General features: G+C 61.5%; 15 protein-coding genes and 1 pseudogene. 7 read left to right on the forward strand and 9 right to left on the reverse strand.

Features of this window, described 5'->3' with window-relative positions:
• Positions 1-196 precede the first annotated feature (196 nt).
• The 5 genes and pseudogenes from NA637_RS07445 to NA637_RS07465 all read left to right on the forward strand — a co-directional run bounded on the left by NA637_RS07445 (position 197) and on the right by NA637_RS07465 (position 3,782).
• The gene (locus NA637_RS07445) at positions 197-388 is read left to right on the forward strand and encodes an SDR family oxidoreductase (protein ID WP_256071735.1); all 192 of its coding nucleotides are present in this window, start codon (positions 197-199) and stop codon (positions 386-388) included.
• A 285-nt stretch (positions 389-673) separates the two neighbouring features.
• Positions 674-1,245: pseudogene (locus tag NA637_RS07450) on the forward strand (acyl-CoA dehydrogenase family protein); the annotation flags it as partial.
• Positions 1,229-2,044 carry an enoyl-CoA hydratase/isomerase family protein gene (locus tag NA637_RS07455; protein WP_256071677.1) on the forward strand — a complete coding sequence of 272 codons (816 nt, stop codon included), beginning with the start codon at positions 1,229-1,231 and terminating at the stop codon, positions 2,042-2,044. The pseudogene NA637_RS07450 and the gene NA637_RS07455, both read left to right, overlap by 17 nt.
• Positions 2,041-2,928, forward strand: coding sequence for an SDR family oxidoreductase (locus NA637_RS07460; protein WP_256071678.1), 888 nt, complete (start codon positions 2,041-2,043; stop codon positions 2,926-2,928). Before NA637_RS07455 ends, NA637_RS07460 begins: the two co-directional genes overlap by 4 nt.
• Positions 2,929-2,957: 29 nt before the next feature.
• A complete protein-coding gene (locus tag NA637_RS07465) occupies positions 2,958-3,782 on the forward strand; it encodes a crotonase/enoyl-CoA hydratase family protein (protein WP_256071679.1) in 825 nt (274 codons plus the stop codon).
• A gap of 161 nt (positions 3,783-3,943) precedes the next feature.
• Here NA637_RS07465 and NA637_RS07470 read toward each other — a convergent pair whose 3' ends face one another.
• The 4 genes from NA637_RS07470 to NA637_RS07485 all read right to left on the reverse strand — a co-directional run bounded on the left by NA637_RS07470 (position 3,944) and on the right by NA637_RS07485 (position 5,871).
• Complete coding sequence (locus NA637_RS07470; protein WP_256071680.1) at positions 3,944-4,123, reverse strand: hypothetical protein; 180 nt, start codon at positions 4,121-4,123, stop codon at positions 3,944-3,946.
• Between the two features lie 41 nt (positions 4,124-4,164).
• On the reverse strand, positions 4,165-4,350 hold the full coding sequence (locus NA637_RS07475) for a hypothetical protein (RefSeq protein ID WP_256071681.1): 186 nt from the start codon (positions 4,348-4,350) through the stop codon (positions 4,165-4,167).
• A 68-nt stretch (positions 4,351-4,418) separates the two neighbouring features.
• Entirely contained in the window at positions 4,419-4,604 is a 186-nt protein-coding gene (locus NA637_RS07480; RefSeq protein ID WP_423836705.1) for a hypothetical protein, read from the reverse strand.
• 190 nt (positions 4,605-4,794) lie between these two features.
• On the reverse strand, positions 4,795-5,871 hold the full coding sequence (locus NA637_RS07485; protein ID WP_256071682.1) for a phosphotransferase family protein: 1,077 nt from the start codon (positions 5,869-5,871) through the stop codon (positions 4,795-4,797).
• A gap of 783 nt (positions 5,872-6,654) precedes the next feature.
• Here NA637_RS07485 and NA637_RS07490 point away from each other — a divergent pair.
• Together NA637_RS07490 and NA637_RS07495 are read left to right on the forward strand one after the other, a co-directional pair.
• Complete coding sequence (locus tag NA637_RS07490; RefSeq protein WP_256071683.1) at positions 6,655-7,269, forward strand: glutathione S-transferase family protein; 615 nt, start codon at positions 6,655-6,657, stop codon at positions 7,267-7,269.
• A 123-nt stretch (positions 7,270-7,392) separates the two neighbouring features.
• Positions 7,393-7,902, forward strand: coding sequence for a hypothetical protein (locus NA637_RS07495; RefSeq protein ID WP_423836706.1), 510 nt, complete (start codon positions 7,393-7,395; stop codon positions 7,900-7,902).
• Here the strand turns inward: NA637_RS07495 and NA637_RS07500 are convergent.
• The 5 genes from NA637_RS07500 to ngg form a co-directional block, all read right to left on the reverse strand.
• Complete coding sequence (locus tag NA637_RS07500; RefSeq protein WP_256071685.1) at positions 7,818-9,413, reverse strand: class I adenylate-forming enzyme family protein; 1,596 nt, start codon at positions 9,411-9,413, stop codon at positions 7,818-7,820. The two genes, NA637_RS07495 and NA637_RS07500, sit on opposite strands and share 85 nt — an antisense overlap.
• 353 nt (positions 9,414-9,766) lie before the next feature.
• Complete coding sequence (locus tag NA637_RS07505; protein WP_073300565.1) at positions 9,767-9,997, reverse strand: YheU family protein; 231 nt, start codon at positions 9,995-9,997, stop codon at positions 9,767-9,769.
• Between the two features lie 10 nt (positions 9,998-10,007).
• Entirely contained in the window at positions 10,008-12,773 is a 2,766-nt protein-coding gene (locus tag NA637_RS07510) for a hybrid sensor histidine kinase/response regulator (RefSeq protein ID WP_256071686.1), read from the reverse strand.
• 172 nt (positions 12,774-12,945) lie between these two features.
• Positions 12,946-14,145, reverse strand: coding sequence for an osmoprotectant NAGGN system M42 family peptidase (locus tag NA637_RS07515; RefSeq protein ID WP_272888946.1), 1,200 nt, complete (start codon positions 14,143-14,145; stop codon positions 12,946-12,948).
• Between the two features lie 141 nt (positions 14,146-14,286).
• Positions 14,287-16,029 (reverse strand): N-acetylglutaminylglutamine synthetase, encoded by a 1,743-nt coding sequence (ngg, locus tag NA637_RS07520; RefSeq protein ID WP_256071687.1) that lies wholly within the window; start codon positions 16,027-16,029, stop codon positions 14,287-14,289.
• Positions 16,030-16,072: the final 43 nt, after the last annotated feature.

Here is a 16,072-nt window from a genome sequence, read left to right on the forward strand (position 1 = left end):
AAAACACTGCATAAATGTCTGCGCAGGCGGATTGCTGCGTTGCGCGGTGCTGGAGTGCCAGCCCGGTCGGAATCCTCACCTATACCCTATAGGCTCGGGTTCCTGCGGTCCGTGCGCCTTGCGACGGAATGCCGCCCACTTCATCCTGCTCGCCGATTTATTCAGCGTTCCCTAAGGGCTTCTAAGAGCTGGCGTCATCCAGACCAAACTGGCCGATGCCTTTGACGCTGACACCAAGAAGCGCATCGTCGAGAAGAATACAGTGAAACGCCTGGGGGAACCGGAAGATATCGGCTACTCAGTGCTGTACCTGTGCAGTAAAGCGGGCTCCTACGTCAGCGGTACCAACCTGGTCGTCGATGGCGGGTTGTCGGTTGCCTTGATGTGATCCCGGATTCGTTACTGGGGTTGATTGGCAGCCTGTATCCGGGCGCCGATCGTCGACAAGGACAAGTCCCCCCAATGGCGGATGACCACCATGGATGAGGCCACGCACGCCGGAGCGAATTTCCGTCTTTTTCGACGAGGCGACCGGTTAAGGGCTGTGTCAGATTCCAAGCAGGCATAAAAACAAGAGAGCGCCAGCATGCAGGACATCGACTTCAACGAAGACCAGCGGATGATTCGGGACATGGCCCGCCAGTTCGCCCAGCGTGAACTGGCACTCCTGGAGGACCGGCTGGAGCACAAGCTGGGCATTCGTGGCTCCGATACCTGCGCCATTAGCCTGGACGACTGCCGTATCCCCGAGGAAAACCTGCTCGGCGAGCGGGGCAAAGGGCTGGCGATCGCTCTTTCGAACCTGGAAGGCGGCCGGATCGGCATTGCGGCGCAAGCCGTAGGCGTCGCTCGGGCTGCCTTTGAAGCGGCTGTGAAATACGCCCGGGAGCGGGTCCAGTTCGGTGTGCGCCTGACCGACCATCGGGGCATCGCCACCTTGCTCGCGGACATGCATACCCGCCTGAATGCGGCCCGTTTGCTGGTGACCGACTCAAGACTGCCGGCCAGCCCTGCCTGTCGGAAGCATCCCAGGCCAAGCTGTTCGCCAGCGAACTGGCGGAGCAGGTGTGCTCTCGCGCCATCCAGATCCACGGCGGCTACGGGGTTCTCGAAGACTACGCCGTCGAACGCCTGTACCGGGATGCCCGGATCACCCGGATTTACGAGGGCACCAGCGAAGTGCAGCGGCTGCTGATTGCCCGGAAACTTTTAACAGAGGATAGAAACCATGGCTTCAGCTACTGACGTCCTCAGCATTGTTGAGTCCGATGGTGTCGCCCGCCTGACCCTGTCACGGCCGGACGCCCTCAATGCCCTCAACCGGCCTCTGGTTCACGCCCTGCGGGATTATTTTACCGGACTCTACCAGCGCCGCGACATTCGTGTGGTGGTGCTGGCCGCCGAGGGCCGGGCTTTCTGCGCCGGCCTGGACCTGAAAGAGCAGGCGGAGACCCCCATTAATCCTCGGGTTGGCGGTGCCCTGGACGAGCAGCGAGCCGTAAGGGACATCATGGTCGCCATGCGCCGCTGTCCTCAGCCGATCATCAGCATTGTCCAAGGTGCGGCCAGTGGCGGCGGCTTTGCGCTTGCCCTGGCCAGCGATGTCCGTCTGTTGACCCCGGACGCTCGCATGAACGCCGCGTTTATCCGACTGGGTATCAGTGGTTGCGATGTTGGGGTGAGCTATTTTCTGCCCCGCATGGTGGGCAGCTCGGCGGCCGCGGAGTATCTGCTGACGGGGCGCTTCATGGTCGCCGACAGAGCCCGGGAACTGGGGCTCACCAGCATGGTGGCACCGCTGGAGCAGCTTCAGGAGCACGCCGATGGCCTGGTGGCCGATATGCTGCGCGCCACGCCCCTGGGCCTGCGGCTGACCAAGGAAGCCTTGGGTCTGGCTATAGACGCCCAGAGCCTGGAAGCCGTGGTAGCGCTGGAGGACCGCAACCAGATCCTCTGCATACAGGACGATGACTTCCGGGAAGGCGTCAGCGCCTTCCTCGAGAAGCGCGAACCCCACTATTCCTCCGAAGGAGAACAATCATGAAGGCAGAAGATCTGATGTACCGTGACGGCCTGATGAACGGCCAGCGGATCCTCATCACCGGTGGCGGCACGGGCCTGGGCAGGGAAATGGCCGAAGCCTGCCTGATTCTGGGGGCCCATGTCTACATCTGCGGCCGGCGAGGTAATGTGCTTGAGGAAACCGCCCGGGAACTGATGGAGCGCCATGGCGGCCAGATGACCGCCATTCCCTGCGACATCCGCAGCCCCGATGCCATTGACGACATGGTGGCCAGAATCTGGGAGGACGGCGGCGCTCTGACTGGTCTCGTCAACAACGCCGCCGGGAACTTTATCAGCCGCACTGAGGATCTGTCCCACCGGGCTTTTGACGCCGTCGCCAATATCGTGTTCCGGGGCAGTTTCCTGGTGACCCAGAGCTGCGGCAAGCGCTGGCTGGAAGAGGGCAAGCCGGCGTCTGTGGTGTCCATTGTGACCACCTGGGTCTGGAACGGATCACCATTCGTGGTGCCCTCGGCCATGTCCAAGGCCGGCGTTAATGCGATGACACAATCACTTGCGGTAGAGTGGGGCAACCGCGGCATTCGCCTGAACGCCATCGCGCCGGGCCTGTTTCCCACCGAAGGCATGACCAAACGCCTGGGGCCCCTGGGAGAAATGGACCTGGGTGACAGTCCCATGGGGCGACCGGGCCGCTACCCGGAACTGGCCAACCTGGCCGTCTACCTGCTGGACCCCGGTTCCGAATACGTCAACGGTCAGACCATCGCCATTGATGGCGGGCAGTACCAGGCAGACGGGGCCAACTTCACCGCACTGGCCGCCTGGGGCGATGACGAATGGCGCCAGGCCCGGGAAGCCATTACTTCCGTGAACAACCAGGACAAGGCCCAGCGTTCTACCTGAGCCGGCTTGCTTAACCCGAGGAAGTCACTATGTCCGAAACCGTACAGGTTATCCGCACTGAACATGAAGGCGTGGTCGAGGTTCGCCTGAACCGCGCCGACAAGATGAACGCGCTGGATACCGGCATGTTTACCAACCTGGCCAACGCAGGCGAGAAACTGAAGAACGACCCGAGCGTACGCGCCGTGGTGCTCAGTGGCGAGGGTCGCTGCTTCTGTGCCGGCCTGGATATGGGTAACTTCGCGAAAATGGCCGATGGCGGCGGTGCCGGCGTCGGCGGCCAGGGTCTTGAGCCCCGTAGTCACGGCGACTCGAACCTGGCCCAATATGTGGCCATGGTGTGGCGGGAGGTGCCGGTACCGGTGATCGCGGCGACTCACGGTGTGGTCTTTGGCGGGGGCCTGCAGGTGGCCCTGGGGGCCGATATCCGCTTCACCACACCGGATTCCCAGTGGGCGGTTATGGAAGTGAAGTGGGGTCTGGTGCCGGACATGGGTGGCATGGTGTTGCTCAACGAACTGGTCCGTCCCGATATCGCCCGCGAGTTGTGCTATACAGGCCGTATCCTGTCAGGCCAGGAAGCCTGTGAGTTGGGCCTGGCGACCCACGTCAGTGGCAATCCCAGGGAGGAGGCCCTGACCATGGCGCAGACCATCGCCGGCAAGAGCCCGGACGCCATCCGTGCCATGAAGCGGCTGCTGAACAGCGCCATCACTCCTAAGGAGGACGCGGCCCGTATCCTGCTGGAGGAGTCCCGGGAGCAGGACCGCATCATCGGCAGCGCCAACCAGGTAGAGGCGGTGTATGCCAACCTGGAGAAGCGGGCGCCGAAGTTTGCTGACCCGGAGGAGTGAGCAGGCCTTAGGCACGCCACCCTCCGTTCCTTTACATTCCAGCCTGTCTTTTCCATCAGGCCCTGAATGGCGCCCGCCGGTGCCGTTGTGAACCACTCAGGCGCCCGGGCGTGGCTGCTGTTGCTGTGGCTACGAATGGCGGCGAGCGGCGTCAGGCCGCGCTACTCCGCTTCGGGCTGTCGCATCGGGATGAGGGCGGCGGCGCCGTCGGACATGGACGAGGCATTTGCGGCTGTTACCGTGCCATCCTTGCGGAACGCCGGTTTCAGGGTGGGAATCTTCTCGGGCCGCGCCTTGCCAGGCTGCTCGTCCACCTCCACCTGGCCGCGACCGGTATTCACGGCCGTGATCTCGTTGCGGAAGCGCCCCTTTTCGGTGGCTTTCAGCGCCCGGTCCGAGGCCGGGTGTACTCGTCCTGTTGTTCCCGGGTAAAGCAGTAATGGTCGGCACAGGATTCGGCGAAGGTATCCATCAGCCGGCCCCTGTCGTAGGCGTCTTCCAGATCAAAGAACATGTGGCCCAGCATATCGGCGTGGCCCAGGCGGGCGCCGTTGCGCTCCTTGGGCACCAGGTAGGGGCGTTGGTCATGCTCTCCATACCACCGGCAATGATGTCAGCATTGCCCACGGTGAGTGATCAGGTCGTGGGCCAGCATGGGCCGGAACCGTGCACCTTGCTGAGGGTGGTGCAGGGCGTGGACAGGTCCAGCCCGGCGCCGAGTGCCGCCTGCCGCGTCGGTGCCTGGCCGAGGCCGGCCGACCGGACATTGCCCATCATGACCTCGCTGACATCGGTGCTGCCCAGACGGGACCGCTCCAACACGGCCTTCAGAGCCGCTGCGCCCAGATCAGTGCCTGACAGACTCTTCAGTTCCCCCTAGAAGTGCTGCTGTCCCATGCCGGATGAGATGCGCAGGGTTTCGGCGCCAGCCGCCCCGGTGAAACAGAGCGAACCGGCCACTAACCCTGCGGTTGCCAGATTGCTCCTACTCCGGTGAATCGGATGCCTTCTGTCAGCCTGGCAGCCTGTTTCCGGACAGCAACTCGGCGCCACGTCGGCCCAGAGTGACGGAGAGAGCGCCTACGGCATCGGCGTTTTTGGCGGCGGCATTGCCGGACTGCGCGCGCTTGGCGATACCTTCAAAAATCACGGCCCAGCGGAACAGGGCAAAAGCGCGGTGGAAGGTGGTCAGCCCGTTGCTGAAGCCGGCCGCTTCCAGGTAGATATCCTCGAATTGCTGGCGTTCCGGAATGCCCAGGCCCTTGAGATCAGCTCCCATTACTCCGCCGTACTCTTCCGGAGTGATGTGCCACATGGCAGTGGCATGGGCAAGGTCCGCCAGGGGATGCCCCAGTGTCGACAGTTCCCAGTCCAGCACGCCGACGATGCGGGGCTCCTTCGGGTGCAGCATCAGATTGCCCATGCGGTAGTCGCCATGGACCAGGGTCAACGTTTCATCGCCGTCATCGTTTTCCTTCAGCCACTTTGCCAGCTGGTCGATTTCGGGAATCTCTCGGGTTTTCGACAGCTCCCACTGTTTAGTCCACCGGTGAATCTGACGGGTGAAGAAAGACCCGGTGCGACCGTAGTCCTGGAGATTTTTTTCCACCACGTCCACGCGGTGGAGATTGGCGAGGATTCTCGCCTTGTCGCGATAGATCTCAGACCGGTCCGCCGGGGAATGTTCCGGCAGGATGCTTTCATGGAACACCTGCCCGTCCAGGCGCTCCATCAGGTAAAAGCGCGCACCGAGGATATTGGTATCGTTCTCCAGCATCACCATCTTTGGTACTGGTACGTCCGAGTCCGCCAGCGCATCCATAATGCGGTATTCCCGGTGGACTGCATGGGCACCCGGCAGGGTCTCGCCCCCAGGCGCCTTGCGAAGCACCAGTTCCCGGTCACCAACAGTGAGGAAGTAGGTGGGGTTGGACTGGCCGCCGGATATGGGGACTAACGACAGGTCGCCGGACTCAATTGATGCCGAGAGATGAGGAAAGTGCTGCCTGAGATAACTGAACAGCCCCTCGACATCAAAATCTGTCTGGTAGCCGATTTTGCCGAATTGCTGAGTGGTACTGGAACTCATCTGTTAGGCCCATCTGGGGTCGCATCTGAAGTGTGCGACCCACATGTAGTTCATTTCACTATTGATGACCAGACAGTATGACAAGGGGCCATTACTAGATATCGTCGCAATGGACGATTTTGTACAGTTTAGTACAGTTGCCGGAACCAGGCCAATGCCCGCAATGGGAACACGGCATTACCCCTATCCCCAGGCTGGGCGTGATAGCAACGGTCAGGGTAGGGGCAGTGGCGGTAAGCGTCCGCCCCCCAGAATATTAGTCAAGCTCCAGGTGTTCGGCGGCGCCTTCCCGGGGGGGCGGCAAGCTTTGGCCCATGTTCAGGCATGGGTAACGACAAACGGCCTGACCCTGCATCCCGACAAGACCCATATTGGGGACTGCCGACCGGGGTCAGGGATTCAATTTCCTGGGCTACCGTGTCGAGGCGGGGAAACGCTGGGTGCGCAAGAAGAGCCTCAAGGCCTTCAAGGACAAGGTGAGGAGCAAGACACGGCGGACGGAGAATCATTATCTATGTGCGATTGCCCTGGGCGGGTTCTGTCCTTGAGGGCCTTCAGGTACGCGCACCTTTCAGCGCAGCCGTCCTTGACGGAACCTTAATGACGGGCTAGGCTCGATCATGGGCATCCTAACAGGAACCCGCCGGTTCGTTTTCGCCCGTTTTGCCTGTAGGGATAGCAAACCCTCGGCCCTCTCTGCCAATCCACAAGGCGTGCAGCAGGATCGCTGTCGGGGCTGGAATCAGCGGACCGAGTTTAACAATAAATAACAGTGGAGTAGGCATGAAGATTTACGAGATGGCCCAAGCGCCTAACCCCAGGCGAGTTCGTATGTATCTTGCAGAAAAAGGGCTCACCGATCAGGTCGAATTCGTCCAGATTGACCTCCAGGGAGGCGACAACCTCACCCCCGAGTTCGCGGCGAAGAACCCCATGAAGAAAGTTCCGGTGCTGGAATTAGACGATGGCACCTGCATTTCCGAGACCATGGCGATCTGCCGCTATTTTGAAGAGCTCCACCCCGAGAAGCCGCTGATGGGACGGGATGCGAAGGAGAAAGCGCTGGTCGAGCAGTGGGTCCGCTGGGTTGATTTCTATTTCTTTCTCCCCACCGGCATGGCATTCCAGCACATAAGCGGTGTCTTCAAGGATCGCATGAAATGCTTCCCTGAATGGGGCACCGAATGCCGGGGTCAGGCGGAGAAATTCTTCGGCGTGCTGGATGCGCATCTGGAAGGGCGCGAATACCTGGTGGGGGACCAACTCACCACTGCCGATGTCAGCGCCTTCTGCACGGTCGAGTTCAACAAGGTCAACCGCCTTGCCATTGCGGATGACCAGGTTCGCCTCAAGGCTTGGCACGAACGCATGAAAGCCCGGCCTTCCGCCGGCGCCTAAGCGCGCTCCTCTGTCGGCACCGGGCGCAGATACGCCGTGGTCAGTGACGCATTGACCGCCGGCGCACTACGGAATGGCTGACTGCGCAGCGTGGGAGAGTGGCGGGGCGACCAGTTGCGCATCGTGGACCGCCTCAAGGGCATCATCATAACCGCGGGAGGTAAGAACCTGTCGCCCATCGAAAGTGAGAACACCATCAAGGCGAGCCCCTGCATCAAGGAATGCATCGTCATCGGCGAAGCCCGCAAATACGTGTCCGCCCTGATCCAGATCGACTACGAGAACGTGGCCAAGTGGGCGGAACAGGAACGGGTAACCTACACAATTTTCCGCAGCCTTGCGGAGCATCCACGGGTCCAGGAGCTGATTCACGATCAGATCAGGCTGGGTAACGACCAGCTTCCCCAGGTAGCGCAGGTCAAGCGGTTCTATCTGCTGACCAAGGAGCTGGACCATGACGACGATGAGGTTACCGCTACCCTGAAGGTTCGGCGCAGCAAGATCTATGAGAAATACACGGAGGTGATTGAGTCCCTGTATCAATGGCCTCAGGCAATCAGTTCCTTCAGCTTGGCTTTCACCAGCTTGCCGTTGGCATTGCGGGGTAGCGGCTCTTCCTGGAGCGTTACATAATCCGGAACCTTATAGTCCGCCAGATTCTCCCGGCAGAACTGCCGGATGTCTTCCTCCGCCAGTTCCTGGCCTTCCAGTGTGGTCACGAACACGTGGATTTTCTCACCCAGTACGTCGTCCGGATGGGGGATCACGGCGCATTCAACCACCGCCGGGTGGCCGGTGATCAGGTTCTCCAGTTCCACACTGTAGATGTTATAGCCGCCCCGGTTGATCATGTCTTTCTTGCGATCAAAGACCCTGACAAAGCCATCCTCGTCGATGGAACCAATGTCGCCGGAGCGCCAGTGGCCGGCGGTGAATTCCCGTGCGCTGGCTTCCGGATTGTTCCAGTAACCGGGTACGACCATGGCGCCGCTGATCCAGAGTTCCCCGGACTGTCCGGGCTCCACTTCGTGGCCACGTTCATCCATGACCCGCACGTCACCGCAGGGCACAACCTGACCGACACTGTCGGCGTGCCGGCCAGCATCGCCCAGGGGTTGGACCGTGACCGGAGAAGTGGTTTCGGTGGCGCCATAAGCATTGATCAGCTCTAGATTCGGCAACTGTTCCCGGAGCCTGTCAATGGTAATCTCCGGCATGGGGGCGCCGCCAAAGCCCCCGATCCGCCAGGCGCTGAGATCGTGGTCCCGAAAATTGGTCCGCAGCAGACACAGGTTGTACATGGCCGGTACCATCACGCTGTGGGTCACTTTTTCCCGGGCGATCAGTTCCACCGCCTGGACGGCATCAAATTGGGGGATTACCACCACGCATCCGGCCACATGAAGCATGCTGAACACATTGGCCACCAGACCGGTGACGTGACTGCCGGGTGCCACCAGCAGGCTGCGCTCGCCATCGCCCAGGGCCATGGTGTGCTCAAAGTGCATGACCGAGTGGATGATATTGAAGTGGGTCAGCATGACCCCCTTGGGCGTACCCGTAGTGCCCGAGGTGTAGAGAATGACCGCGGTGTCTTCCTCACGCGTGTCTGGTAGGGGTAGATCCGAACCCTCGACCCGGATCAGGTTATCAAAGGGCTCGCTGTGTATGACCTCTTCACCCACCGCGAACCGATGTTCGAGACCCGGCAGGCGGTCCGGGGCTGGGAGCTTGTTGGCCTGATCGGAACTGAAAATGATGACCCTGGCGTTCGAGTGTTCCAGCATGTAGCGGAGCCCCGGCGCCTGCTCGCGCGCATTCAGCGGAACAACGATGGCACCGGCCCTGAGGATACCCAGCACCGACAGGACCAGCTCCGTACAGTTGCCCATCAGCAGGGCCACCCGGTCGCCTTCCTGGACACCGCGGTTTCGCAACTGGCCGGCCATGGCATCGGCCCTGTCTGCAGTTTGCCGGTAGCTCAGCCGGTCGTCACCACAAACGATGCAATCCGCATCCGGGGCCCGCTCCACGGAAGCCTGGAACGAGGCAAGCACGCTGGGCAGCCGGTCCCGGTAACAACGGACGACGCGGTCGCCAAAATGCAGTTCGTGGTGGATGGCAAAGTTCGGGATGGTGCTCATGGTACTGGATCTCCGGTATGGGTATTTTTATTTTCCATCACTAGGTTAAACCACCGGCTTTCAGCTGGTCAGCTTTAGCGCCACCATACGCAGCTGGCTAAGAACAAAAAAGCTAAGAGCATGGCCGGGGTATTCGGCTCTGGCAATCAGCGAAAACCAACCGCCGCTCCATCAGCGCGGAGATAGTCGCACGCCTGGAGGAAAGCTTTCCGGGGCACTTTGCGAGCGAAGGGGGCGATTCCGTGCAGCCCGCAATGCGGTGCGGGCGGGTGCTTGATGGCGGATGGCACAACGAGGCCGTGTGGGCCCCGTTGTGTGCCTGGGAGCGTGACGGCGGGGTATTCAGCTGAAATCTAGTCTTCCAGCCATTCCTTCGGCACGTCGCGCCTGAGTGCGAGCTGGCACTGCTGATGATCAACATCGAACACGATGACCGCGGTGCCTTTGCGCAGTGCCTGGCGTACCCGCTCGACGCGGGTTTCCAGTGGCGTCTCGTCGCCATTATCGGTGCCCTCGCGGGTCACGAAGTCTTCGATGAGGCGGGTCAGGGTGTCAGGTTCGAGCTGGTCGTAAGGGATGAGCATCGGCGTCGGATCAAGTGGGGTGGTGCAGATCGGGTTCGCTGACCGGCGCGTTGAGGAACCGGTCCAGGTAAGCATACAGCTGCTCGCTGTCCAATGGCTTGCCAATGAAATCGTCCATGCCGGCCTCGCTGCCAGCGCGGCGGTGCTCCTCAAGCACATGAGCGGTCAGTGCGATGATCGGCACGGGTCGCAGCTGCAATTGCGCTTCGAGTCGGCGGATCTGTCGGCTGGCCTCGAAGCCGTCCATTTCCGGCATCTCGCAGTCCATCAAAATCAGCTGCACGGCGGCCGGGTTCTCACTGTATGCACTGACTGCCCTGCGCCCGTTTTCAGCAACCATGACCTCATAGCCGCGTTTGCGCAGCAGGCTGGACACGACCACCTGGCTGACCGGGTTGTCCTCGGCTGCAAGGATGAGTGGCTTGCGGCCTGTCAGGTTGTCTGCGGCTACCATCGCAGCGCCATTTGACGTTCGGGTTCGCTGATAGAGACGATGCAGTGCTTCGCGTAAGGGGCCGAGCAGCAGGGGCAGCGGCAGGCTTGCCAGGTGCAACGATGACGAAGCAGGTGAGGGCTCGCTTTGTGGCGGGTAGAGCAGCATCACAAGCTGATTCGGTTCGAGCTGGTCGGCCACGGCGTTGAGCCATGCCTGTGGTTTGCCAGGCCAGGGTGCCATGATCACCAGCAGCGGGGCTGAAGCCTGATCGTCGAGGTAGCGGCGCAGTCGTTGCGGCTCCTCGCAACGGACGATTCGCATGCCCCAACGGTGGAGCAGATTGCCCATCGCATCCAGTGCACAGATTTCCCGAGACGCGATCACGGCGGTTCGGCCCTCGAGCAAGGTCGTGAGGGGGTCAGAGTTGTCGCTCGCCTCCCGCAGCGGAATGTCGAAGCTGAACTGGCTGCCCTGGCCGGGCGTGCTCTGCACTTCGATCTGGCCGCCCATCATTTCCACCAGTTCCTTGCTGATGACCAAGCCCAGGCCGCTGCCACCGTAGCGTCGGGTTGTACTGGAATCACCCTGTGCGAAGGACTCGAACAGCTGGGCCAGCACCTCGGCGCGCATGCCGATGCCGCTGTCGGTGATCGAAAAGACCAGGCTTCGGCCGCCCTCCGGTCCCTGACAGACGACCTGCAGTACCACGCAACCCTGCTCGGTGAACTTCAACGAATTGCTCAGCAGATTCATCAGGACTTGCTTGAGGCGGGTCGGGTCGCCGCGCAGGCGGCGTGGCACCCCGGGCGCAAGGCTGAGATGCAGGTTCAGCTGCTTCTGCAGCGCCTGGGCCGTGAACAGGCTGATGGTTTCGGAGGCCAGCGCTTCCAGGTCAAACTCGATGTCCTCCAGGACCAGTTTGCCGGCACCGATCCGTGCGTAGTCGAGGATGTCGTTGATGACCGTCATCAGTGAGTGGCTGGAGCTGGCTACCGTATCGAGGTAGAAGCGCTGGTTACGATCCAGCGGGGTTTCACGCAGCAATTGCAGCATGCCCAAAACGCCGTTTAGTGGCGTGCGGATCTCGTGGCTCATTTTCGCCAGGAAGCGACTTTTTGCCTGGTTCTCGCTTTCTGCCCGCTCGGCTGCCTGGCGCGAACGGAAGCCTTCTTCCTTGAGCAGGTTGATACGGTCGGCGAGCCCGATCGACAGGGTGATCAACTCGAAGGCGATGCCGACTTTGACAATCGACGCGCCATACAGGCCCAGCAGGTTGAAGCCCAGGGAACCCGCTGTGGCGATGACGAACGTCGCCAGCAGGACGCCCCAGGCCAGCGTGTAATAAAGGCCATAGCGCACGCCGCGGCTCCAGACGAACGCACCGGTCAGCAGCAGGCCGATCGACGAGCCGATGACCATCACACTGGCGAGCACGCTCCAGACCCGCATTTCCAGAACGAAACCGGACAGCAGCGCGCCCATCGACAGGATTAGCGCCACACGCAGGGCGAAGTCCAGGCGCGGGAAGTATTCTTGGGTATGCAGAAAATGGCGGGTGAACTGGATCGACACCAGGCAATGGCTGAGCATCAGCGCGTAGATGCCTAACGCGACCACACCGCCTGCATCGTTCAGCCACTTGACCAGTAGACCATCGAAGCTGAGTGCGAACAGGGCGACGTTGAGGTTGTAGATCAGGTACCAGAAATACGCCGGTTCACGCAGCGAGAGGAACAGGAAGAAGTTGTAGCAGAACATTGCAAACAGCACGCCATAGAAGGCACCGGCGAAGCCCATTGAATCTTCGAGCGCTTCGGCGTTGGCTGCATAGGTACTGAAATACAGCGGGACGTAGAGGGTGCTGGTGCTTTGCACGCGCACCAGCACGGTCGAGGTGCCCGGCGCGAGCTCCAATGGAAACAAGAAGTTACTGACCCTGACCGAGCGCTCATTGAACGGATGGTTGTCCCCCGAGTGCTGTCGGCTGATCCGGCCGTCCGGGTGACGGAGATACAGCTGGATATCGTCGAGCAGCGGGTAGTTGATTTCGACGAAGCCGCCGAGAGGGTCGTGGAGTTGGTTGTCCAGCTCGACACGGAACCACCAGACCGAATCGTTCTTCCCCTGATTGGGATGTACGCCTGACACCGGCTCGAAGGTCTTTTCGGGTAGCGCGAACACCTCGGCCACGCTCAGTTCGGCGGCAGGGTCTCTCAGAAAGTAACTTGAGCTGCCCAGTGCTTGGCGAAAATGCTGTGAATCCACGGGCACGGGCTCGAACGCCGATGCCTGAGCGGTCAGACAGTACAGGAAGACGGCCAGAAAAAGACGCGGCAGCATGTTATTGACCCAAGGCGTGCAAACTTGCAAAACGCAGTTTCCAGTCGCGCGAAGGACAAATCCCTTCGCTTCATGCCTGACTGTTTCAGAGGTTTGCGACTTTGCCCGGATCAGCGCCGCGCCGCAATCGGCAATTGCCTTCCAGTTGGCGGCGCATCATGAAACGTGCCCATCAACCGGACGAATCATCGGTTTGCCTGTCGAAGATCGAATCGACTGCCGGCACGCGCGTGTCGTTCTCCATTTGGGTCACGTGTTCCAGTTGATGGCTGAAGTTTTCCAGCGAGTCTTTGCTCGTATGGGCGTCACTGGTGAAGACCGGTGGGCTCAGCAAGTAAGCCGAAATCAAGCGGCTCATGGCCGCCAGGCTGTCGATGTGGGTGCGCTCATAGCCATGCGTCGCGTCGCAGCCAAAGGCCAGCAGAGCGGTGCGGATGTCGTGACCGGCGGCAATCGCCGACTGCGCATCGCTGTGGTAATAGCGGAACAGATCGCGACGCACCGGGACCTCATTGGCTTCGGCCAGTTTCAACAGGTGCCGCGACAGGTGGAAATCATAAGGCCCGCCTGAATCCTGCATGGCTACGGTGACGGCGTGTTCGCTGGATTCCTGACCCTTGGCCGTCGGCGCGATGTCGATGCCGACGAACTCGCTGACATCCCAGGGCAGGGCGCCGGCTGCACCGGAACCGGTTTCCTCGGTAATGGTAAACAGCGGATGGCAGTCGATCGGCGGCTCCCGGCCGCTTTCAACCACGGCTTTGAGCGACGCCAGCAAGGCTGCCACTCCGGCCTTGTCGTCCAGATGGCGCGCGCTGATGTAACCGCTGTCGGTGAACTCGGGCATCGGGTCGAACGCGACGAAATCGCCCACATTGATTCCTAGCGCAAGCGTGTCGGCGCGGCTCGCCGTGTAGCCGTCCAGGCGCAGTTCGACGTGGTTCCAGCTGATCGGCATCTCGTCGACCGCGGTATTGAATGCATGTCCCGAGGCCAGAAGCGGCAGCACGCTACCGCGGACCACGCCGGTGTCGGTGAACACGCTGACGCGGCTGCCTTCGGCGAAACGACTGGACCAGCAACCCACCGGGGACAGGCCAAGTCGGCCATTGTCCTGGATCTCCCGGACGCTGGCGCCGATGGTATCCAGGTGTGCGGCGATGGCTCGATCCGGGCTGTACCGACGGCCTTTGAGTGTGGCGCGGATGGTCCCGCGACGGGTCAGCTCGAAGGGAATGCCAAGCTCCTTCAGCCGCTCCGCCACGTAGCGAACGATGGTGTCGGTGAAGCCGGTGGGGCTGGGAATGGCGAGCATTTCCAGCAGCACGCGTTGCAGGTAGTTGAGGTCTGGTTCTGGAAGCTTGGCAATCATGATCATTCCTTGGCGGCGAAAAACGGGCCGCCGCCATCTAGGTGAGTGAAGTTGAGCTGCGGTAGCGCCACAAGCGAGGCGGCTGGGCCATTCCGCCACATGAGGTGCCGGAGCCAGGCTATCAATCGCCTGGTTGGCCCGCTAATGGGTGCCGTAGCTGAGTGGGAAGAGCAGGTCGACGAAGCGTTCGGCGGTCGGCTGTGGATGATGATTGGCCAGGCCGACTCGCTCATTCGCTTCGATGAACACGTATTCAGGCCGGTCTGCCGCCGGCACCAACAGATCGAGACCAACCACCGGGATATCCAGCGCACGGGCCGCGCGGACGGCAGCGTCGATCAGCTCGGGGTGCAACTGATCGGTTACATCGTCGAGCGTGCCGCCAGTATGCAGATTGGCGGTACGACGAACCGTCAGGTGCTGGCCACATGACAGCACGCTGTCGTAATCGAAGCCGGCTTCGCTGATGCATCGCTGGGTTTCCTCATCCATCGGGATTTTGCTTTCGCCACCGGTCGCGGCCTGGCGGCGGCGACTCTGGGTTTCGATCAGTTCCCGGATGGAGTGGCGGCCGTCGCCAATTACTTCGGAGGGACGTCGAATTGCCGCAGCGACCACCTCATAGCCGATCACCACGATGCGCAGATCGAGGCCGGGATGGAAGCTTTCGAGCAAGACGCGTTGATCGAAGTGGCGTGCGCGGGTAATCGCTTGTTCCACGTCCTCAGGGCTACGCAGATCGACCGAGACCCCATGGCCCTGTTCGCCATCGAGCGGCTTGACCACGACACGGCCATGTCTTTGCAGAAACGCCTCGTTGTCCTCTGGCGATCCCGCGAGCTGCTGCGCTGGCAGTTTGAGCCCGGCGCGGGCGAGGGTGCGGTGGGTCAGGCTCTTGTCCTGGCACAACGTCATGCTTACCGCTGAAGTGAGGTCCGACAGTGATTCGCGGCAGCGCACCTTCCGGCCGCCCTGGGTCAGGGTGAACAGGCCCGCGTCGGCGTCGTCGATGGTGATTTCGATGCCACGGCGCCGTGCCTCGTCGACGATGATCCTGGCATAGGGATTCAGCTCGGCTTCCGGGCCAGGCCCCAGAAACAAGGGCTGGTTGAAGGTGTTCTTGCGTTTGACCGTGAAGGTCTGCAGGTCACGGAAACCGAGTTTGGCATAGAGCGCCTTGGCCTGCTTGTTGTCGTGCAGCACTGACAAATCGAGGTAGGCCAGCCCGCGTCCCATGTAGTGTTCGATCAAATGGCGAACCAGCGCTTCGCCTACGCCAGGGCGGCTGCAGTTCGGCGCGACCGCCAGACACCAGAGGCTGGAGCCGTTCTCCGGATCGTTGAAAGCCTTGTGGTGATTGATGCCCATGACACTGCCGATGATCTGGCCGGAGTCGTCGTCCTCGGCCAGCCAATAAACCGGACCACCTTGCTCTCGTGGGGTGCACAGCTCCGGGTTGACGGGCAGCATATGGCGGGACTGGTACAGGCTATTGATCGCCTTCCAGTCCGCCTCGCTCTGGGCGCGCCGAATGCCGAAACCGCGGAAGCTGCGGCGGGCCGGGCGGTAGTCGGTGAACCAGATGCGAGAGGTGTCCGAGGGGTCAAGGAACAGCTGCTGCGGCGCATAGGCGAGCACTTGGTGCGGCGCGGCAACGTACAGCGCAATGTCCCGCTCCCCGGCCTGTTCATGGAGCAGGTCGGCAGCGAGCTTTTCAGGGTCGGAGTAGGTGTGTCCGATCAGAATCCGGCCCCAGCCACAGTGCAGGGTTACAGGCGCCCGAGGTTGCGCCTGGCCATCCTCCGCGAGTCGTTGCTGCAGGCGCTCGTAGGTCGGTGTCTGGCCGCGTAACAGCCGCTGTCCATAGGCTTGAGACTTCTGCATGGTACGGTCCTTGGAGCTTGTCACGACGTCGCGGCATTCGTCC

It is taken from the genome of Stutzerimonas stutzeri (assembly GCF_024448935.1).
GTDB lineage: Bacteria > Pseudomonadota > Gammaproteobacteria > Pseudomonadales > Pseudomonadaceae > Stutzerimonas > Stutzerimonas stutzeri_AO.